Source organism: Acinetobacter sp. 231_lipA, assembly GCF_058243005.1.
Window position 1 is genome coordinate 2,715,653 of sequence record NZ_JBZAYU010000001.1, and the last position, 20,397, is coordinate 2,736,049.

Annotated in this window: 16 protein-coding genes; 4 read left to right on the forward strand and 12 right to left on the reverse strand. The window is 41.7% G+C overall.

Annotated features, from left to right (window positions below):
• Positions 1-70: 70 nt before the first annotated feature.
• The 5 genes from AC4CUX_RS13320 to ahcY all read right to left on the reverse strand — a co-directional run bounded on the left by AC4CUX_RS13320 (position 71) and on the right by ahcY (position 8,707).
• A complete protein-coding gene (locus AC4CUX_RS13320) occupies positions 71-2,350 on the reverse strand; it encodes an NADP-dependent malic enzyme (RefSeq protein ID WP_078426787.1) in 2,280 nt (759 codons plus the stop codon).
• Between the two features lie 139 nt (positions 2,351-2,489).
• Positions 2,490-5,366 carry a bifunctional diguanylate cyclase/phosphodiesterase gene (locus AC4CUX_RS13325; protein ID WP_201950831.1) on the reverse strand — a complete coding sequence of 959 codons (2,877 nt, stop codon included), beginning with the start codon at positions 5,364-5,366 and terminating at the stop codon, positions 2,490-2,492.
• A gap of 181 nt (positions 5,367-5,547) precedes the next feature.
• Positions 5,548-6,264, reverse strand: a complete 717-nt coding sequence (locus tag AC4CUX_RS13330) for a 16S rRNA (uracil(1498)-N(3))-methyltransferase (RefSeq protein WP_125273044.1) — start codon at positions 6,262-6,264, stop codon at positions 5,548-5,550.
• 40 nt (positions 6,265-6,304) lie between these two features.
• The gene (metF, locus tag AC4CUX_RS13335; protein WP_087010755.1) at positions 6,305-7,141 is read right to left on the reverse strand and encodes a methylenetetrahydrofolate reductase [NAD(P)H]; all 837 of its coding nucleotides are present in this window, start codon (positions 7,139-7,141) and stop codon (positions 6,305-6,307) included.
• Positions 7,142-7,324: 183 nt separating this feature from the next.
• A complete protein-coding gene (ahcY, locus tag AC4CUX_RS13340; RefSeq protein WP_125273045.1) occupies positions 7,325-8,707 on the reverse strand; it encodes an adenosylhomocysteinase in 1,383 nt (460 codons plus the stop codon).
• A 221-nt stretch (positions 8,708-8,928) separates the two neighbouring features.
• Here ahcY and AC4CUX_RS13345 point away from each other — a divergent pair, with 221 nt between their 5' ends.
• Positions 8,929-9,462 (forward strand): cysteine peptidase family C39 domain-containing protein, encoded by a 534-nt coding sequence (locus AC4CUX_RS13345; protein ID WP_114837006.1) that lies wholly within the window; start codon positions 8,929-8,931, stop codon positions 9,460-9,462.
• Between the two features lie 20 nt (positions 9,463-9,482).
• Positions 9,483-10,433 carry a DUF4424 family protein gene (locus AC4CUX_RS13350; protein WP_201950833.1) on the forward strand — a complete coding sequence of 317 codons (951 nt, stop codon included), beginning with the start codon at positions 9,483-9,485 and terminating at the stop codon, positions 10,431-10,433.
• Between the two features lie 271 nt (positions 10,434-10,704).
• On the opposite strand, the gene AC4CUX_RS13355 is transcribed toward AC4CUX_RS13350, so the two are convergent.
• From AC4CUX_RS13355 to AC4CUX_RS13370, 4 genes are all read right to left on the reverse strand, one after another.
• On the reverse strand, positions 10,705-11,223 hold the full coding sequence (locus AC4CUX_RS13355; protein WP_171500545.1) for a tetratricopeptide repeat protein: 519 nt from the start codon (positions 11,221-11,223) through the stop codon (positions 10,705-10,707).
• Positions 11,224-11,302: 79 nt separating this feature from the next.
• On the reverse strand, positions 11,303-11,641 hold the full coding sequence (locus AC4CUX_RS13360; protein WP_151835894.1) for a DUF3325 domain-containing protein: 339 nt from the start codon (positions 11,639-11,641) through the stop codon (positions 11,303-11,305).
• Positions 11,638-13,365 (reverse strand): PepSY-associated TM helix domain-containing protein, encoded by a 1,728-nt coding sequence (locus AC4CUX_RS13365; RefSeq protein WP_151835893.1) that lies wholly within the window; start codon positions 13,363-13,365, stop codon positions 11,638-11,640. The genes AC4CUX_RS13360 and AC4CUX_RS13365 overlap by 4 nt, the downstream gene beginning before the upstream one ends.
• A 7-nt stretch (positions 13,366-13,372) precedes the next feature.
• Positions 13,373-13,723, reverse strand: coding sequence for a hypothetical protein (locus tag AC4CUX_RS13370; protein ID WP_126036008.1), 351 nt, complete (start codon positions 13,721-13,723; stop codon positions 13,373-13,375).
• A 273-nt stretch (positions 13,724-13,996) separates the two neighbouring features.
• On the opposite strand from AC4CUX_RS13370, the gene AC4CUX_RS13375 reads away from it, so the two are divergent.
• Positions 13,997-14,257, forward strand: coding sequence for a hypothetical protein (locus AC4CUX_RS13375; protein WP_004980661.1), 261 nt, complete (start codon positions 13,997-13,999; stop codon positions 14,255-14,257).
• A gap of 97 nt (positions 14,258-14,354) precedes the next feature.
• Here AC4CUX_RS13375 and AC4CUX_RS13380 read toward each other — a convergent pair whose 3' ends face one another.
• Positions 14,355-16,829 carry an acyl-CoA dehydrogenase gene (locus tag AC4CUX_RS13380; protein WP_490792455.1) on the reverse strand — a complete coding sequence of 825 codons (2,475 nt, stop codon included), beginning with the start codon at positions 16,827-16,829 and terminating at the stop codon, positions 14,355-14,357.
• A 291-nt stretch (positions 16,830-17,120) separates the two neighbouring features.
• Complete coding sequence (gene lipA / locus AC4CUX_RS13385) at positions 17,121-18,134, reverse strand: lipoyl synthase (protein WP_004693928.1); 1,014 nt, start codon at positions 18,132-18,134, stop codon at positions 17,121-17,123.
• 208 nt (positions 18,135-18,342) lie between these two features.
• Between lipA and sthA the strand changes: the two genes are divergently transcribed.
• Entirely contained in the window at positions 18,343-19,758 is a 1,416-nt protein-coding gene (gene sthA / locus AC4CUX_RS13390; protein ID WP_004693926.1) for a Si-specific NAD(P)(+) transhydrogenase, read from the forward strand.
• 302 nt (positions 19,759-20,060) lie between these two features.
• Here sthA and AC4CUX_RS13395 read toward each other — a convergent pair whose 3' ends face one another.
• The gene (locus AC4CUX_RS13395; RefSeq protein ID WP_004693924.1) at positions 20,061-20,201 is read right to left on the reverse strand and encodes a hypothetical protein; all 141 of its coding nucleotides are present in this window, start codon (positions 20,199-20,201) and stop codon (positions 20,061-20,063) included.
• Positions 20,202-20,397 lie beyond the last annotated feature (196 nt).

Here is a 20,397-nt window from a genome sequence, read left to right on the forward strand (position 1 = left end):
TTCTTGCAGCCATCATGCTACAGAATAGAGGTTTTCTCAAGTCACAAGATACGAGTATAACGACAAACAATTATTCGCCGTTTTTCTCCGCTTCTTGAATTTCCGCTACAGTCAGCGCAGTCATATTCACTAAACGACGTGTTGTTGCTGTCGGTGTAAGAATATGAACTGGTTTCGCTGCGCCAAGTAGGATAGGGCCAATGGTAACATTATTACCTGAAGTTGATTTCAACAGGTTAAATGAAATGTTGGCTGCATCCAAGTTTGGCATGATCAATAGGTTCGCAGAACCTTTGAAGCGCGAGTTTGAGTATGCAAAGTTACGGATGTTTTCATCCAATGCCGCGTCCGCATGCATTTCACCTTCAACTTCAAGTTCTGGCGCGATTTGCGTCAAAATCTCAAACACTTTACGCATTTTTTGCGCACTTGGATCAGTTTGATCTGAACCGAAGCTTGAGTGAGAAAGTAGAGCAACACGTGGTGTCATACCAAAACGACGTACTTCTTCAGCAGCTAAAATTGTCATTTCAGCCAACTGTTCAGCTGTTGGGTTGGTGTTGACATAAGTGTCAGCAATGAACAGGTTACGGTCTTCAAGCATTAAAGCATTCAATGTAAAGAAAGAGTTGTGACCTTCTTTTTTACCAATGATGTTTTTAACGAAGTCTAAGTGAATGTCGTAGCTTGAATACGTACCACATAGCATACCGTCTGCTTTACCATGTTTCACTAACATCGATGCGATCAAGGTTGAACGACGACGTGCTTCACGTTGTGCATATTCAGGTGTTACACCTTTACGCTGCATAAGCGTGTAGTAGTCATCTGCAAACAATTCGTAGTCAGGATTTTTTTCTTGATCCACAATAGTGATGTTCACACCATGTTCAAGACGTAAGCCTAACTTTTTAATGTTTGCTTCAATAACCGCAGTACGACCGACTAAAATTGGTTTTGCAAGATCTTCATCGACCGCAATTTGTACTGCACGAAGTACACGTAAGTCTTCACCTTCAGCATAAGCAATACGTTTCGGATCAGATTTTGCTTGAGCAAAAATAGGTTTCATCATCAGTGCTGAGTTATAAACAAACTCAGAAAGACGTTGACGGTATGCAGAGAAGTCTTGAATTGGACGACTTGCAACACCTGAATCCATGGCCGCTTGTGCAACAGCAGGTGCAATTTCTAAAATCAGACGCTGATCAAGTGGGCGTGGAATTAAGTAATCACGACCAAAAGATGCAGATTTTTCACCATAAGATGCCGCATCTGCTTCAATGTGTGCCATACGCGCAATCGCATAGACACATGCAATTTTCATCTCTTCATTGATAGTGGTTGCGCCTACATCAAGAGCACCACGGAAAATGTAAGGGAAACAAAGTGCGTTGTTTACTTGGTTTGGATAATCTGAACGACCTGTTGCCATGATCACGTCATCACGAACTTCGTGTGCATGTTCAGGCAGAATTTCAGGATCTGGGTTGGCAAGTGCGAAGATAATCGGATCTTTCGCCATTACTTTAACCATTTCTTTGGTTAAGATACCCGCAGCAGATAAGCCGAGGAACATGTCTGCGCCTGCAATCACGTCAGCCAGTTGAGTGCCTTCAACATCTTGTACATAACGTTTTTTAGAGTCGTCTAGACCTTCACGTTTTGTTGTAAGTAGACCTCGTGAGTCTGCAACAATAATATTTTCTTTTTTTGCACCAATGGCACAAAGTAAATCTAGGCAAGACAGAGCTGCAGCCCCTGCGCCTGAAGCGACGATTTTAATTTCGTCAATTTTTTTGCCATTCAATTGCAAAGCATTCAGCAAAGCAGATCCAACGATAATGGATGTACCATGCTGATCATCGTGGAACACAGGGATATTCATACGTTCACGAAGTTTTTGTTCAATATAGAAGCATTCTGGTGCCTTGATGTCTTCAAGGTTGATGCCACCAAAAGTCGGTTCTAATGCAGCAACAATATCGACAATTTTGTCAGGATCATTTTCTGCAATTTCGATGTCAAATACATCAACACCTGCGAATTTTTTAAATAAAACGCCTTTACCTTCCATGACAGGTTTAGAAGCCAGTGGACCAATATTACCTAGACCCAAAACGGCAGTACCATTTGTGATTACGGCAACAAGGTTCCCACGTGCAGTATAAAGCGCTGCTTTTGAAGGATCTTTTTCAATTTCAAGACATGGTGCTGCGACACCAGGTGAATACGCCAAGGCTAAATCGTGTTGGTTGACCAGCTGCTTGCTAGGTGTAACGCTGATTTTCCCTGGGGTTGGGAATTCGTGATAATACAAAGCTTGCTGTTTTAATGATTGATCGTCCATCTGAATCTCTTTGTAGCGTGGGTTAGCCAGCGGAGCTGGTAGTTTTTAGTAGACAAGACCGAATATACCATTAGTTGCTGGCATATCCCAGTGATAGCTGGTGCTTTTTAAGGCAAACTTAGAGCTAAAACAGTCTGATTTATATTAAGTATGTATACGAGGGTGTGTCGAGATGATCTCTTAAATATTGGGTAGCATCGAGCTGCGGAAGAGGTTTGGAAAATAAATAACCTTGCGCGATATCACATTCTAAGTTTTGTAGGTAACTCAGTTGTTGTTCGGTCTCAATTCCTTCCGCCACCACGGTCATACCCATGGCTTTCCCCATGGCAATCATGGCGCTCACAATGGCTTCTTGTTTGCAGTGCCCAATTTTTGAAATGAAGCTTCGATCAATTTTTAAAGTATCGATTGGGAAGTCAGTCAGATAAGACAGCGATGAATAACCTGTGCCAAAGTCATCTAAAGAAATATGAATGCCACGCGATTTGATGGTTTCAAGGAGGTTCTTCACCGCTTCCGAGTTTTCAACCAAAGTGGATTCTGTAATTTCTAATTCGAGGCTACTACCACTGATTTTATATCGATCAAGGGCTTCATCTAAGTCCTTTAAAAGCTGTCCACGTTGTAATTGTTGGGCAACCACATTGACCGAAACGCAGATATTATCAAAACCCAATTTATTCCATTCTTTGATTTGCTTAGCGGTTTGTAAAATTACAATGCGGCCAATATCTGAAATTAAGCTGGTTTTTTCTGCCATCGGAATGAATAGACCCGGTGGGACGATGCCTTTGGTCGGGTGATTCCAGCGTACCAACGCCTCAAAACCATAAATCTTCTGATTGTGAAAGTTGATTTTGGGTTGGTAATAAACCACCAACTCATTGTTTTGTATTGCTAGCCTTAAATCGCGTTCTAAATAAATTCCTTCTTCTAATGCAACGGTATTGCTCAGGCTGTAGAACTTGGTGGCATTTCCACCTAAACGTTTTGCTTCACTCAGTGCTTGTTCTGCACAGTTGTTTAAGTAGTCCAGCTGACGACCATGTTCAGGGTACTGCGAAATCCCCATTGAAAGCGTAATAATGTGCTCTTGACCAAAAATATCAAAAGGTAGGCTAAAGGCTTTGTTAATGCGATCAATATGTTCCTGAACGGAGGGGCGAATATGAGAGACCTCATATACAATTGCAAAATCGTCACCATTTAAGTGAGCCACTATCAAGGCTTCAGCATTGGTTAAACGAAGGCGCTGGGCAACTTGGCGCAGCAGTTCATCTCCGCCATTATTGCTTAAGAATTCATTCAATGGGCGGAAACGGTCGATATTGAGCCGAATAATCGCCAGTTGTTTAATGCTGTCTTGTTGAGAAACCAAATACTGATGAAGCTGATAGTTATAGTAAAAACGGTTGGGCAAATCGGTCAGCGTATCGTAGTTTTCTAAATAGGAAAGACGCTGTTCTTGTAGTTTACGCTCGGTTAAATCGGACACGATACCAATATAATGCGTGACACGATCTTGCTCGTCGGTAATGGCATTCAGATGCATCCAAATACACAGCTCTTTGCCTGATAGGAACTTTTCATTAAGTTCACCGTCGTATTCGCCTTTTTTTAGGAGCTGTCCAATGATTTGGTTATGTGTGCTGCGTTGATGCGACTTATAGTTTGCAACAATATCAAACAGATGTTTGCCATTAATTTGTACAGCTTCAAAGCCAGCCAAACGCTCAAAGAACGGATTTACGTCGATATAACGCAGGTCTTCATCTAAGATGAAAATCCCTTGTTCAGCTTGTTCAAGGACGCTCGCTGCTAGTCGAAGACGTTCTTGGTTGCTTTTTTCATGTTGAATATCGCGTCGAATACCGACCATTTGTAACGGTTTTTGATTGATTGGATCGCGAGCAATGACGCGTCCCGTGTCATGTACCCAGTACCATTTCCCGTTATTGTGTTGCACACGGTAAGTCGCTTCATAGCGGTCTGAATGACCCCGTAAATGACTTTTCATTGCAGATTTAAACGGGGCAATATCATTTGGATGAATTAGGTACTGAAGCTGAAGTTGATGCTCTGTGGAATTTTTAAGTACTTTTTCTTGTTTGTGATTGGTCAGGGAAATGAGCCGATCTTTAATATTCCAATCCCAAGGACGGATACCTGAAATTTCATGGGCAAGCGATAGGTTTTCTTGCTTATTTTTTAAGTCTTTATTGATTTGATTTACGTCAAAGGTTCGTTCACGTACTTTTTGCTCAAGTAATTGATTATTCAGTTGTAACTGTTGTTCAATTTCTTTGGATTTATTCATTTCGTTTTGTAGCTGTTTGCATAAATCATCGGTCCAAGCGACTTGTTTTTCAGCTTCTTTTTTCAACTCTCGATTTTTAATTGAGAGACGGGATAAGTGCTGATTAATACGGTTGGTGGCATTGGCACAGAGCAAAATCACAATCAGAATAAAGTTCACAGCAAGGTGAAAAAGAGTATGATTGGCATCGAAGTTGATAAATTGCGAGAGGACATAAGGGGTGATAGACGGAATAAAAACCAAACAAAAATAACTGATGCGTTGCGTTAAATAGGTGAGGCAAACGGTCTGTGTGACAATCACTAAAAGTGCAGATAAGAGTAGGGCATTTGTATAGTTAAAATTGCCAGATAGGCTGGGTAAGTAGTAGTAGATACATACGACGCCTGCTGCAACCAAAAGACCAATACTTAAACAGATGCCTTGAATCCAGCGGTGTGCATGTTTGGCAGAGTGATTTTTCGGGTTGAAATACACGGTGTTCACGAGCCAAAAAATACTGAGAATAAACTCGGAAATAAAAAACCACAGGTTAAAATAAAAAGAATCTTGAGAAAAATTATAGTGATATGCACAGAAAATATAAAAATTAAGAATCAGTAAGCTACTGATGAGGAAACGAAGATGGCTAATGGAATGCGATATTTGCGCAGTCTGCAAGTGCCGATCAAGATTTTCTGTAGAAATATCTGGCATGAATCGCGAAACCTTATTTTTTTTATGACCCAATGGCGTTGTGTTGTGTCTTTTTTCAAATTTAAATGCATTGTGTAAAACACAATCAATTTATATTTTGATATAAGTCAAGGGTAATATTGTTGTACATCATAATCAATATATTAACAGAACAAAAGGGTGACTCTGCTGTTTATGTGATTTAAATCACTAAATTGTAGTTGAGGATTGACAAAGCGACGACAGGTGCTGTCTCTGTACGTAATACACGCTCACCAATACACCAGCTGATAAAACCGTGCTCATTGGCTGTTATAATTTCAGCCTCACTTAAACCACCTTCAGGCCCAATGAGTAGTGCAATGTTTGGTGTCGCATGTGCCAATACGTCGAGTTTTTCTTTATTTGGGGCGAGTACAAGTCGCGTCGCAGGTAATTCAGATGCAAGCCATTTTTCCAAACTAACTGGTGCAAGAATTTTTGGCACAAGATTCATGCCACATTGTTCGCAAGCCGCAATGGCAATGCCTTGCCAATGATCAATCTTCTTTTGGTCGCGGTCATATTTCAAACGCATTTCACAACGTTCAGACGTTAATAGTTGAATTTCGGAAACGCCTAATTCAACTGCCTTTTGAATGACATAATCCATACGGTCACCTTTACTCATGACTTGACCGAGTAAAGTTTTAAACGTAGGCGTACGATTGGTTGGGTTAAAAGCAGTGACCTGAACTGATGCTGACTTTTTAGCAACGTCATTTAAGGTCACTTCATATTCGCCGCCTTGTCCATTAAACAAAGTAGCCGTTTCACCGACTTGAGCGCGCAAAACTTTGACCCAATGGTGAAACACAGTTTCAGTCAGTTCGACAGTGTGATCAACATTGAGTTCTGCTTCCATAAAAAAACGAGGCATTCGGTTTTACTCTCAAATAGGGTGAATCTAGTTTAAATGCTTATGCTAAACCGAGGTCTAGTACAAGCTGGCGGGTAGGGTCAGTGGTGTTCATGGTGTAGAAGTGCAAACTCGGTGCGCCACCTGCAATCAGGCGTTCACAAAGTTTCACAATCACTTCATGACCAAATGCTTTGATGCTGGCAGTGTCATCACCATAGGTTGCCAGTTGCTTACGAATCCAACGTGGAATCTCAGCGCCTGTACCATCTGCAAAGCGAATCAAGTTGCTGGCATTGGTAATTGGCATAATGCCTGGTGCAACTGGAATGTTCACACCTTCTTTTTGAATGCGATCGACAAAGTAGAAGTAGGCATCTGGATTAAAGAAGAACTGAGTCAGTGCGGCATTCGCACCTGCATTGGCTTTGTCGCAAAAGCGTTGAATGTCTAGGTCAAAACTATCTGCTTGAGGGTGCATTTCTGGATAAGCGGCAACTTCAATTTTGAAATGATCGCCCGAATGTTCACGAATAAAGCGAACCAAATCCGTGGCATAAGGTAATTCGCCTAGGCCAACTTGACCTGAAGGTAAGTCACCACGCAGCGCCACAATACGGTCAATGCCTTGATCTTTATAAATGTCGAGTAACTCTGCAATACGTGCTTTGTCATCACCAATACAAGACAAGTGAGGGGCAACAGGTGTGCCTTTACCATTGAATTCAGCAATGGCTGCTAAGGTGCGTTCACGGGTTGAACCGCCTGCACCATAGGTAATTGAGAAAAACTCTGGGTTTAGCAGCTGTAATTCTTGGTGTACGACTTTCAGTTTTTCTGCGCCCGCATCCGTTTTGGTCGGGAAAAACTCAAAAGAAATAGGAATGTGTTTCGACATGTTCAAATCCTTTTTATAAATGCTTTTTATTTAGACCTCTTCCGAGCCCTCTCTTGCGCATAGCTTTAAAGCAGTGCTTAAAACTCGCTTCACAGGAGAGGGGACTTTCACTATAAATTGAATTAATAATGAAAAGTCCCTTCTCCCACTGGGAGAAGGCTAGGATGAGGGGAAATATAAAACTTAGTATTTATAAGTATCTGACTTGAATGGGCCTTCAACAGCAACGCCCAAGTAATCTGCTTGTACTTGAGTCAGTTGAGTCAAAACACCACCAAAGCCTGCAACCATTGCTGCCGCAACTTCTTCATCTAATTTTTTAGGAAGTAGTTCTACGCGAATCGAGGCTTGCTTCTGATCTTCTGCAAGATCCGCAAATTTTTCAGCGAACAAGTGCATTTGACCTAGTACTTGGTTGGCAAAAGAACCATCCATAATACGTGATGGGTGACCCGTTGCATTACCTAGGTTAACTAAACGACCTTCAGAAAGAAGGATCAAGTAGTTATTTTCATCTTCTGAACGATAAACTTGGTGAACTTGTGGCTTCACTTCAACCCACTTGTAACCACGTAAGTAGTTGGTGTCGATTTCAGTGTCAAAGTGACCGATGTTACATACCACAGCGCCTGCTTTTAATGAATCAAGCATTGCAGCGTCGCATACGTGGTAGTTACCTGTTGTTGTTACGATCAGGTCAGTATTTTGAAGAAGGTCTGCATTTACATCTTCTTTTTTACCAGTCTGTACGCCATTTTTGTATGGAGATACAACTTCGTAACCGTCCATGCATGCTTGCATCGCACAGATTGGATCGACTTCAGTGACACGTACAATCATGCCTTCTTGACGAAGTGATTGCGCAGAACCTTTACCTACGTCACCGTAACCGATCACAAGCGCACGACGACCAGATAAAAGCATATCCGTACCGCGTTTGATGGCATCATTCAGTGAGTGGCGGCAACCATATTTGTTGTCATTTTTAGACTTAGTTACTGAATCGTTGACGTTGATTGCAGGAACTTTCAAAGTACCGTCACGAAGCATTTCATACAGACGTTGAACACCTGTAGTCGTTTCTTCAGTTACGCCGTGAATTTTTGCAATTACTTCAGGGTATTTTTCATGAACAAGGAGGGTTAAATCACCACCATCATCCAAAATCATGTTGGCATCCCAAGGTGTGCCATTTACATTGATTTGTTGTTCAAGACACCACATGTATTCTTCTTCAGTTTCGCCTTTCCAAGCAAATACAGGAACACCAGAAGCCGCAATTGCAGCAGCAGCATGATCTTGAGTCGAGAAGATGTTACAAGAGGTCCAGCGAACTTCTGCGCCTAATTCAACTAGGGTTTCAATAAGAACCGCAGTTTGAATGGTCATGTGGATACAACCAAGGATTTTTGCACCAGCAAGTGGTTTTGCAGCAGCATAACGCTTACGTAGGCCCATAAGTGCTGGCATTTCTGCTTCAGCAAGTTTGATTTCTTTACGGCCGTAGTCAGCGAGTGAAATATCAGCAACTTTGTAATCTGTAAATGAAGCAGTAACCGCGTTCATCACGATCTCCTAATATAAAAAATTGATCATTCAGTTCGCGGATGCCGTTGTTGATTCAAAAGGGATTTGAACCGGATCGTCGAGCCTAGCGATTTCACATTTATGTACCTGTGAAAAAGTCGCAGCATCCCTCGACTAGCGAAGTATTGTACTTGGAAATTGATTCAGTTCCAACGATGTTTTGTTTATTATCAACACAATCATCTTTTTTGAATTGTGTTATGGCTTTGAATATCCCTGAATCCTTAATGAACCTTGAAGCTAATGGCGGTATTTATGCGGTATGGATGCTACTCCAGCATTTATATATCGATGCGGATATTGAACAGTTGATAGAGGTCTGTGGTTACGATGCAGAAAACGGAACGACAACCATTGGCTTGGCAGTCGGATTAAAGAAATTTGGCTTTGATGTTCAATTTTATACTGATGAAGACCCAGAGCTTCAAGCACAAGAAAAATTGAGTTATGCAGAAGCTGAGCAACTAAACCTGCCAGTTTTAGCGGCCATCAATTACCAACAAATTCAACAGGCATTTGAGCAAAATAAATTTATCATTGTCTATTATGATACTTTAGATGGCATTGGAAATCATTCACTGGTTTATTCTATAGATGAGCAGGAAATCTGTTTCTTTGATAGTTTTGATGCGATGCCTGCATCTGTATTTGAACAGCAACGTCAAGTCGAGGGCATCTGCCGACAAGTGATCGTGCTTGATCATTCAAGCGCTCGCATGGAAACAGCACAATAAACATGAAAAGGAGGCATTAAATGAAAAAAATCCTTGGACTATGTGTGTTCATCTCTATGCAGATCAGTGCGAATGACAGCACGGGTTTTGTGGCAACGGGCGGTGTGCAATATCTGAAAAATCCAAAAATCAGTATGCAAAGTGAAGATTTGTTTATCAGTAAAAACATCATTCGGGTGAATTACCAATTTAAAAATCTTACAACTCAAGATATTACGGAAACTGTTTTATTTCCCTTGCCGCGTGTGGGCAGTTCGCGTGAAAGCGATTTTGCGCATACCGAACAATTGATTCAAAGCTTTAAAGTACAAGCCAATGCACAAAAGATTCAGCCAGAAACGCATGTGCGTGCATTTTTACCCGCTTTAACAGCAAGTGGGGACTTCAATTCCAATGGCGAAGTTGTCGATGTGACTACGGGTTTGAAAAAATGTGGTTTTTCCGATCGAGATTTGATGTATCCGTGGTTATTGCAACAAGACTCTACGCTTAATCAGCGTTTGTATCGTTGTCAGGACAAAACAGTGCAGCAGCTTTTAAAGCCCTATCAGGCGGATGATGAAATTTATTGGGAATCGCAAATTATTTATAGTTGGCAGCAGAAGTTTAAGGCCAATGCGTTGACCCATGTACAACATGAATATATGCCATTGGTCGGTGGTTCGGTCTCTTTATATCCTGAAGAGGATGAGAAGATCTATTGTATGGATCAAAACTTTAAAGCAGGTTTGAAAAAGGCCAAGTCGCAATATGCACCTTATCAAGCCTTGGGCTATATCTTAAAAACGGGTGCAAATTGGGCGAAACCTATTCAAAGTTTTAAACTGACCATTGAGCGTGACCCGAATGAGCTGGTTTCATTTTGTTGGAAGGGTCAGGTGAAAAAGATCAGTTCGACACAATTTCAAATGACAGAAAAGAATTTTGTGCCGAAGCAGGATTTAGAGATTATTTTTGTGCGTAAGTTTTAAGTCCAATTTTTTGGGCGTTCTTTTGTTTCGGCAAAAGAACCAAAAACATTTGTCTTCCGAAAAATCTGTTTACTTTCTGAATGCAGAGCGCCTTTTGTTGCAAAAAACAATTCATTTTAAAGGCGACTACTTCGTCTTACGCTGCAAATAAAAGCATTGCTTTTAATCTTGCTGAGGTTGCGGATGACCTTATGGCGTATCGAATGAAATTTAAAAAATGCCAGTCAGTTTATTCACTAACTGGCATGACATCAAAGGATGGGCTTTTTACTTATTCTTGCTCTGCGGCATCTGCTTTGTCGTGCCAGTATTTGGCTTTTGCTTCATCAGCATCGACACCTAGCGCATTTTCATAAATGAATGCCAAGTCACGCATGGCTTGAGCTTCACCCAGTTCCGCTGCTTGTTGTACCAGTTCAATCGACTTAGCGCCATCCTTTTCAACCACATCACCACGACGGTAAAAACCAGCCAACTCTAATATTGCAGTAGGGTGTTTGAGTTCAGCGGCTTGTTTTAACCAGTGATGTGCATGTCCAAAGTAGGTTTCAGCTTCGCTTGGATCTTCTTCGCGAAGTTCTTTGGCATAAAAAGCATAACCTTCACCCAGCCAATACATGGCTTCCACATGACCCAATGCTGCTGCTTTAAGCGCCCATTCTTCTGCAAACGTAATGTCATCTTCATTTTCACTTTGCATATACAGTTCAGCAAGTTCAAATTGAGCGTCACTATTACCTGTTGTTGCAAGGTTGACCAATTCAGCAGGAATTTTAGGAGATTTAGGCATACAAATAACCAAAGATTTAAACTGTGGATAGCCTAATGCTTTCAAGTAAAAAAGCCAATCCGAAGATTGGCTTTTAGGTTCAGATCAGGTGCAAAGTTAGGCTGAATATAAATAAGAGTAAAACTGAAACAGCGATATTCTTAATTTTTTGTTCAAAATAACTTAAGCAAAGTCCAACAAACAGTGCAGCGAAGCTAATTACGCCGACCCAATAACTGATTTCGGTGCTCCAATGCCCTTGCGTTAAGCAAATGAACAAAGAAACAATTAACAGTAACCAACCCACAGTGGTTGCTAAGCGTGTTTGCTGAAGTGTCAGTTCTTTGCTAAAGATTTGCTTTTGATGTTTAGACATACTGCTGGCAAGTGCAAAAAAACCTAAAGTTGCTAAAGTCCAAATGATCAGAAACCAAATCATGCTTCGGCCTCCTGAAGGGGTGCTTTCACTTTTTTATTCGGCAAACCTTGATGTTTTTTCACTTTGTCATAAGCGAAATAGAAGATCACTGCCATTACCCACATGGCTAAATCAACCGATGCAATCATCCACTGGCCTTGCGCAATGCTGTTCCACAAAGCTTGACCACCTGTCATCAAGTTGACCACTGGCAGCAGGGCGAAAGCGAGTGTTGCCAATAAAAGTAAGTCTAACCATGCTTGGCGGTGGGTACGGAAAATGGCATAAATTAGCGTGAGTAACCATACGGTAAAGAAGCTACGAATTTCCCAGTTCAGGCGCATTTCTACATCTGCAGGAATGAAACGGTTGGCATAAAAATATGCCGCGCAGGCCAAAGGCAAACCAATAATGGCCGCAATATTCAGGACTTCAACCAGTCGGAAACCAAACGATTTATAGCCTTGTTTCTGCTGTTGGGGTGCACGTTTTACACACCAAAGGATCAGACCTGTCGCCACCATGAGCGTGCCTAAAATACCTGAGCAGAATAATAACCAACGCAGTGCTAAGTCGAGGCCACGCGCTTCGTGTAAGACGGTGACCACGTTATATATGCCACTTGGAATCGATGGATTTTTGATTCGTATATTTTTATCCGTTTCATCTTGACCCGTGACCCCATTATAGTTGAGGGTTGCATACACATTGCGATGCGCGACGCTTTCAGCACGCAAGGCACGCAACTCAATTTTGGCTTGGTCTGTATTGGGTGAAATAATGTTAATTGAAGCAATTGGATTGTCTTTCCACTGTTGTTGTACCGCCACCATAATTGGTGCTAAGTGTGTCAGTGGCGCAGGGCGGAGTTCGGGTTTTGGACGTTCCTCACCACGACCTTCTATATGTTCACCGCGTTGCTGTCCGCGTTCTCCACGAGCCGCTCTTTCGCCTTCGCGTTGACCTCGATCTTCGCGCTGCACATCTTCAGCCTTTTGGGGCTGTTCAATCATGCTGGCCTGTTGGTCACGTAAAAACTGTTGTCGATTTTCATACGCTTGGTTAATTCCCCAAGGCATGAACATAAACATGAGCAGTAGTAGGCCACTAAAGGTAATCATTAGATGAAAAGGCAATGCAAAGACAGCGGTTGCGTTGTGTGCATCTAGCCATGAGCGTTGACCTTTGCCAGAGCGAAAGGTAAAGAAATCTTTAAAGATTTTTTTATGGGTAATGATGCCGCTAACAATTGCGACCAACATGAACATGGTGGCAATCCCGACCAACCAACGCGTCCAAAGGCGGGGTAAACCGTACAATTCAAAATGGAAACGATATAGGAATCCACCACCACGCGTATCCCGTGGTTCAATCACTTCACCAGTCGCACTGTCTAAGGTGAGGCGTGTTCCACCACGACGTGCTTTCGGGTCTTCACCAACGGCACGAATAGTCACTTCAGTTGTGGTTTGGCGTGAGTTGGGTAGTTGAATATTCCAACTGCTTGCATCTGGGTGGTTTTTCTGTAAATAGTTGAGCGCGACCTGCATTTGTTGCACTTGAGATTGTGCGGGGACAGATTGATGTGTTTCTGGTTTCATCCAAGTAGAAATTTCATTTTGGAAAAAACTCAGGGTTCCAGTCACAAAAATTGCATACAGCAGCCACCCTAAAATGAGACTGGCCCATGTATGCAACCACGACATGGATTGGCGCGGTCCTTCCGCTTTTTGATCAACACGCATTGAAAAACTATCCTAAAAATTTGAGTAGGGCATACAGTGCAATACATGGCACAGCAATGCCGAGCGTTGCTTTTAAGGTTTTTTGAACCATAAAGACCCAAATAAAGGCAGCACAGTTAAGACAAAATGCAATGAGTGTGGCGCTCATGGCCGCATTCACAGGATTTGTAATAAAGACTTTAGCAATGGTTAATGCAGAGAGTGCAGCAAGGAGATAACCTCCAAGCAAGGCAAGTGCAAATCGATACAACACCATCAGACGGTAGCTAAGTGGTGTGTCGACTTTCTTCTTTTTGGCAGGCTTCGGACGGACTTTTTCCGAATGAACCAAGGCATCAATTTGAGTGGTGCTATTCATGGAAGAGAGTTGGTGTATTAGTAAACGATATCGCAAATGATAACAATTATTATTTAAATAAAATAGATGGTAACTTTATTTATTTTTTCTGTAACGCTAAGTGAGTTTGGTGAACAGAAAAACTTGGATTGTAGTCGCTGCCTTTTTAAATAGATTTGATTCTTATTGTTATTTCTCTAAGAAATGGCTACACAGTGTTACCAAATCACGTTATACGCTGTTTTGTTCTGCGTTAGTTTCATAGTCAATACTTGGGCGAATTTGGAGGAAAAGATGGCTGCTTTTATTAATGCCGAACAGGCAAAAATTATGTCCAACCAAGCGTATTTAGATATTGAAGTCTATAAATTACGTTTAGCCTCACTAATTGAGGAGAGTGCGAAACAGGGAAATACTGCGGTATTTACCGTATTGCCAAAACATTTACCCTTAGAAGATATTCGTCATCTTTCAGCAGAACTTACCCAACTGGGATATCAAGTCCGTTTGGAAGTGGAAGAGTTCTACTATCGTTTAAACGTGTATTGGATTTAAAACTTCGCTTTGAGGTCTTGGTTTATATTGTGTGGATAAAATAAAAGCCCGTAAACGGACTTTTATCTTTTAGGAGTTTCAAAAACCGATGAGAGGGTTATGGTTGAATATCGGAAGCTTTTGTATGGTAGGGATTCTTTAAATCTAGTGTCTGTTCAAGCTCATGATCGAAAATATCGGTGAGCATACTGTCGAAGCGTTGAGCATTGTAATGAATCAACTGATCCGCTTCCTCGGAGCGGATGAATCCTGTTTCAAGCGCATGTTGGATATGTGATTCAAAATCTAAGCCTTCAAATTGTCCTTTGGACTCCGCTTTTTTAAACTTCGTCCACAGTGGATCAATCTTTAATGCTGCTTGGAAGGCATTTTCCATACGCCCAAAGACGTCATTGGGATCGGTATTATAAAAAACATGCTGCTTCAGTTGTTCACGGAAAGGATTATTTTCCATAATAGCAAGTCCTAATTGCGTTTTTAGCTGATCACTTGGTTGCTGGGCAACACGACCAAAAGGGAAACAGATGAACTTGACCACACAAGCTGCGGCTCGCATAGGAAAGTTTGCGAATAGTCCATCAAATGCATCTTGAATTTGGACAAATGCTTTTTCTAAAGCCAGTTGAACATGCTGTTGTTCCACCTCACTACGTTGTCCTTTTTCATAAAACTTCAAAATAGCGGTCGCGATAAATAGATGGGCATGAATGTCAGCCAAACGCCCTGAAAGCATTTCTTTGCGTTTAATATCGCCTGCAAGTAAGCCTAAACACAGGTCTGCGGTTAAAGCAAAGTTTGCACTGTAACGGTTAATGGTTTTGTAAAAAGGACGCGAGAAAGCATCTGTCTGTGCGGAAGCATCTGAAGGGCCACCGAATATGCCATAACTGAATGAACGGGCTGTTCGGTTAAAGGTATAAGCCAAATGTTTAAAAAGTAGCGTATCGAAAGGCGCTAAAGCTGCCTTTGTATCTTCTGCTTGGAGGAGTTGTAGCTCTTCATATAAATAAGGATGACAGCGCATTGAGCCTTGACCAAAGATCATTAAAGAACGGCTTAAAATATTGGCCCCTTCAACGGTAATTGAAATGGGGATGGCCTGATAATTCAGTGCTAAAAAATTGCGTGGCCCCATTTGTACCGCCCGACCACCAACGACATCCATCCCATGATTGACAATTTTACGCATGGTTTCGGTGGCATAGTATTTGGCCATAGCTGTCATCACAGCAGGTTTTCCACCTTCATTTAAACCACAAGTCACCATATAGCGAAAAGCTTCTAACATATACGCACCGCTGGCAATATCACTGGTGGCTTCTTGCACGCCTTCAAAATGTCCTACAGAAATTTTAAATTGTTGGCGAACTTTGGCAAAAGCACCGACACTTAAATAGGCCATTTCAGCTGAAGCAGTGGAGAGCGCTGGCAGGGAAATCCCACGACCTACGGCTAAGCATTCCATCAGCATGCGCCAACCTTTACCTGCATTTTCCACCCCACCAATAATCCAATCGAGTGGGATAAAAACATCTTGTCCATCGACCGTGCCATTCATAAAGGGTGAACCAGGATTATGTCGCGCACCGACTTGGACACCGTCATGACTGGCAGGTAATAATGCGCAGGTGATGCCATATTCAGTTTTGCTTGCATCGCCTAATAGTCCATCAGGGTCATAGAGTTTAAAAGCGAGACCAATCACAGTCGCAATAGGCGCCAGTGTAATCCAGCGTTTTGAAAAATTCATACGTAAACCGAGTACTTCTTGGCCTTCAAACACGCCATAGCAGACCACGCCTGTATCAGGGATTGCACCCGCATCTGAACCAGCCTCAGGACTGGTTAAACCAAAGCAGGGGATTTCTTCACCCTTAGCGAGTCCTGGTAAGTAGCGTTGTTTTTGTTCCTCAGTTCCATAATGTAAAAGCAATTCACCTGGGCCTAGAGAGTTGGGCACCATACAACTGACCGCAGTGGTCAGTGAACGTGAAGAAATTTTGCTCATGATTCGGCTTTGTGCAAAGGAGCTAAACGCACGACCGCCGTATTCTTTGGGAATAATTAAACCTAAAAAGCCTTGTTCTTTGATGTATTGCCATGCCTCAACAGGAAGATCTTTTAAGTGGTGATGAATTTCCCATTCATTGAGTAAACCACAAAGGTGTTCAACTTCATGATCTAAGAAGGATTGCTCTTCAGCGGACAGAGTTGGATAGACATAACCATCAAATTTTTTCCAGTCAGGCGCACCCATAAATAATTCTTTTTCCCACCAACTAGTGCCGGCATCCAATGCTTCGCGTTCGGTACTGCTCATACTCGGCATGGCTTTGGCTAAAGCTATATAGGCAGGTTGCGTGATTAAAGACTTTCGTAATGGATCAATAACCACAATCAGGCTGAGAATAATTAAGGGCAGACCTAGAAGTAATGACCACGGACTGATAAAAATAGCAGCGAAGAGGGATGCAAAAATAATCATTGCAGTTGCCATTAAGCGACTGAGTTCAAAATAAAAAACAGCCCAGAGGATACAGATTAAAAACAGAATGGCGAAAATGAAACCCATTGAAACCTCCCGTTGTTTACACCGTGAGGTCAGTCATACGTTTTATAGAATTCCACGGAAAATAAGGCAAAACGTAGACTAAAAAGGTGTAATAAAATGAATTTGATGTGATGTGTAGCATCACGATTATTTTAGACTTTGAATTAGATTAGGATGTTTATTGAACAATGACTGTGTTAGAAATGTATGAATACGTAATTGAAAAATATAAAGAACGAAGATCGTAATAAAAAAAGCCCTCATATGAGGGCTTTTAATTCTTGCGTTTTAACTGTTTAACACCACAGCAAATTAAGCTTCAATCGTTTGGACCGCAATCTTTTTCGCAGGATCTGCTTTGCGACGTACTGCTGGTACAGGTTCGCCATAGTATTGACGGTCAGCGAAGTAGCTTGAACGAACCATCGGCGCTGCCCAAATATTTCTAAAGCCCAACTTTTGACCATGCGCAGTGTAGCGTTCAAACTCTTCTGGTGTAACGAAGCGGTCAATCGGCGCATGCTCTTTAGAAGGCTGTAAATACTGACCAATTGTTACATAGTCAACGCCATGTGCATGCAAATCATCTAAAAGTGAAATGACTTCTTCTTCAGTTTCACCAATACCGACCATCAAACCACATTTGGTTGGAACGTCAGGGCAATATTCTTTAAACATTTTCAATAGATTTAAAGAGTGTTGGTAGTCTGAACCTGGACGCATCGCTTTGTATAAACGCGGTACCGTTTCAATGTTGTGGTTAAACACATCAGGTGGACACTCAGTCATAATGCGAAGCGCAATGTCCATACGACCACGGAAGTCAGGTACCAAAATCTCAAGTAAAGTATTCGGGCTTAATGCACGTGCTTCTTTAATACAGTCAACAAAGTGTTGTGCGCCACCGTCAAGTAAGTCATCACGGTCTACAGACGTGATCACGGCATATTTTAAACCTAAGTTTGAAATTGTTTCAGCCATGTGACGTGGTTCGTCTGCGTCAAGTGCATTTGGACGGCCATGTGCCACGTCGCAGAAAGGACAACGACGTGTACAAATGTCACCCATAATCATAAAGGTTGCAGTACCGCCACCAAAACATTCAGGTAGGTTTGGACATGCAGCTTCTTCACAAACGGTATGAAGTTTTTGTTCACGTAGGGTTGATTTAATGCGTTGCACTTCTTCGGGTGCTGCCATTTTCACGCGAATCCAATCCGGCTTACGTGGCGTTTCAACCGTAGGAATAACTTTTACAGGTATACGCGCGACCTTTTCTGCGCCACGAAGTTTGATACCCTGCTCAGGTTTACGGTTTTCAGACATATTCAACTATTCCACTGTTTTTGACGGGGGAGATGCTAAAAATAGCAGTATTAGTATAGCGGAAATGCGAATTGATAGGGCGGAAATACTATTCATTTACTAAATGTGGTTATCACTTAATATATGTAAGCTAAATACAGCAAATTGCCTGCAATTACGTCATAATATGCCCAAGATAAGTAATAAGTTTTTGAAGAAGGAGCGTTGAATGCCACGTAAAAAAGAGGTCGTTGGTGGAACTTTCGTTAAGTACGATGCGGTCGTTCTAGGTTCAGGCCCTGCGGGTGAAGGCGCGGCAATGAAACTTGCCAAATCTGGAAAGCGTGTTGCGATTGTGGATGTACGTGAGCAGCTCGGTGGTAACTGTACCCATGTGGGGACCATTCCAAGTAAAGCTTTACGTCAAACGGTATCGAGTATTATCCGTTATCGCCGCGACCCAATGTTTAAAAAAATGGGTGACTGGCGTCAGTTTACAATGAAGCAAGTGCTTCAAAATGCACATAAAGTGATTCAACAACAGGTTGATACACACTCACGTTTTTATGACCGCAATAAAATTGATATTTACCATGGTCGTGCCTATGTTCAAGACCAAAATACGGTTTTAGTGTTTAGCCCTGAAGGCATCAAAGAAACGATCATGTGCAAACAAATCGTGATTGCAACGGGTAGCCGTCCATACCGTCCTGCGGCGCTTGATTTTAATCATCCGCGTGTATTCGATTCGGACAAAATTTTAGACCTTGATTATTCGATCCAAAAAATCATCATTTATGGTGCGGGTGTGATTGGCTGTGAATACGCGTCTATTTTCATTGGACTCGATCATAAAGTTGACTTGATTAATACACAGCACAAATTGCTGAGTTATCTAGACGATGAAATTTCTGATGCTTTGTCTTATCACTTACGTCAACAAGGGGTCTTGATTCGCCATAATGAGCAGATTGATCATCTTGAAACGTATGATGATCACGTGGTGCTACATTTACAAAGCGGTAAGAAAATTAAAGCAGATGCTATTTTGTGGTGTAACGGTCGCTCTGGAAATACGGATGGCTTAGGTCTAGAAAATGTGGGTATTACGCCAAACAGCCGTGGTCAAATTACAGTCAACGATCAATACCAAACCGAAGTGGAAAACATTTACGCTGCTGGTGATGTGATTGGTTGGCCTTCACTGGCTTCTGCTGCATATGACCAAGGTCGTTGTGCAGGTGCAAACATGAGCGGTGAAGTGGGGGTAGAGCCTGTGGTTGATATTCCGACAGGAATTTATACCATTCCAGAAATTTCTTCGATTGGTAAAACTGAACAAGAGTTAACCGAAGAAAAAATTCCGTATGAAGTCGGCCAGGCTTCGTTCCGTCATTTGGCGCGTGCGCAAATTACAGGTGACACAGTGGGTGAGTTGAAAATTTTATTCCACCGTGAGACTTTGGAAGTGCTGGGTGTACATTGCTTCGGTAATAACGCTTCGGAAATTATTCACATTGGTCAAGCGGTGATGAATAGTCCAAACAATACCATCAATTATTTCGTAGAAACGACGTTTAACTATCCGACGATGGCTGAAGCATATCGTGTAGCGACTTTAAATGGTATGAATCGTTTATTCTAATTTTTATAGTATTTTCAGAGGCCTGTAAGTTTAGACTTGCAGGTTTTTTTATACCTAAAATTGCTATTTTTTATTGTATGTCTCAATGTTTAAAACTTTTCACCAACTTGTGCGGTGGTAGGTGAGTGCGACAACTAAGGGGGAGGGAAGCAACTCTGCTTATGAGATACAAGTAATTTTGTGGGTGCCATGTTGCGTAGAACATGGAAAGAATGATCCAGTGATACGGCGTAGCAGATAATCTAGGCATAAAAAAACCAACAAAGTTGGCTTTTTTGAATTGGGCTGCGACGTGAAATCAGTTACAGGATGAACTGATGTAAGAAGTAGGCAGAAATCATCATGCCTAACACAAAAAACATGCACGAATAAGCGTCAAGCTGATAGCGCTTTTCTAATTGATGTTCAACATGCTGTATATTTTCTTCTTGCATAATTTTCATGGAAGTTTTTATTCCGATTTAATTATCGTTAAAATCCTATTGCATGTTTGTATTTTTAACATAAAAAAATGCTTAAATAAAGTACTAATTAAAAATAATCAGATTTCCACTATACATAATCACTTAAATATTCAAGTTTATGCTGAGTTAACCTAGAAGCCAGCAGCTACCAATAACTAACTATCTGAAAGTCAAA

Excerpts from the sequence above, each read along its gene's own strand:
- ahcY (WP_125273045.1), bottom strand. The coding sequence starts at position 8,707 with ATGAACGCGGTTACTGCTTCATTTACAGATTACAAAGTTGCTGATATT.
- AC4CUX_RS13370 (WP_126036008.1), bottom strand. The coding sequence starts at position 13,723 with ATGAATAGCACCACTCAAATTGATGCCTTGGTTCATTCGGAAAAAGTC.
- AC4CUX_RS13375 (WP_004980661.1), top strand. The coding sequence starts at position 13,997 with ATGGCTGCTTTTATTAATGCCGAACAGGCAAAAATTATGTCCAACCAA.
- AC4CUX_RS13365 (WP_151835893.1), bottom strand. The coding sequence starts at position 13,365 with ATGCGTGTTGATCAAAAAGCGGAAGGACCGCGCCAATCCATGTCGTGG.
- metF (WP_087010755.1), bottom strand. The coding sequence starts at position 7,141 with ATGTCGAAACACATTCCTATTTCTTTTGAGTTTTTCCCGACCAAAACG.
- AC4CUX_RS13350 (WP_201950833.1), top strand. The coding sequence starts at position 9,483 with ATGAAAAAAATCCTTGGACTATGTGTGTTCATCTCTATGCAGATCAGT.
- AC4CUX_RS13395 (WP_004693924.1), bottom strand. The coding sequence starts at position 20,201 with ATGAAAATTATGCAAGAAGAAAATATACAGCATGTTGAACATCAATTA.
- AC4CUX_RS13355 (WP_171500545.1), bottom strand. The coding sequence starts at position 11,223 with ATGCCTAAATCTCCTAAAATTCCTGCTGAATTGGTCAACCTTGCAACA.
- AC4CUX_RS13345 (WP_114837006.1), top strand. The coding sequence starts at position 8,929 with ATGGCTTTGAATATCCCTGAATCCTTAATGAACCTTGAAGCTAATGGC.
- lipA (WP_004693928.1), bottom strand. The coding sequence starts at position 18,134 with ATGTCTGAAAACCGTAAACCTGAGCAGGGTATCAAACTTCGTGGCGCA.
- sthA (WP_004693926.1), top strand. The coding sequence starts at position 18,343 with ATGCCACGTAAAAAAGAGGTCGTTGGTGGAACTTTCGTTAAGTACGAT.
- AC4CUX_RS13320 (WP_078426787.1), bottom strand. The coding sequence starts at position 2,350 with ATGGACGATCAATCATTAAAACAGCAAGCTTTGTATTATCACGAATTC.
- AC4CUX_RS13330 (WP_125273044.1), bottom strand. The coding sequence starts at position 6,264 with ATGCCTCGTTTTTTTATGGAAGCAGAACTCAATGTTGATCACACTGTC.
- AC4CUX_RS13325 (WP_201950831.1), bottom strand. The coding sequence starts at position 5,366 with ATGCCAGATATTTCTACAGAAAATCTTGATCGGCACTTGCAGACTGCG.
- AC4CUX_RS13380 (WP_490792455.1), bottom strand. The coding sequence starts at position 16,829 with ATGGGTTTCATTTTCGCCATTCTGTTTTTAATCTGTATCCTCTGGGCT.
- AC4CUX_RS13360 (WP_151835894.1), bottom strand. The coding sequence starts at position 11,641 with ATGATTTGGTTTCTGATCATTTGGACTTTAGCAACTTTAGGTTTTTTT.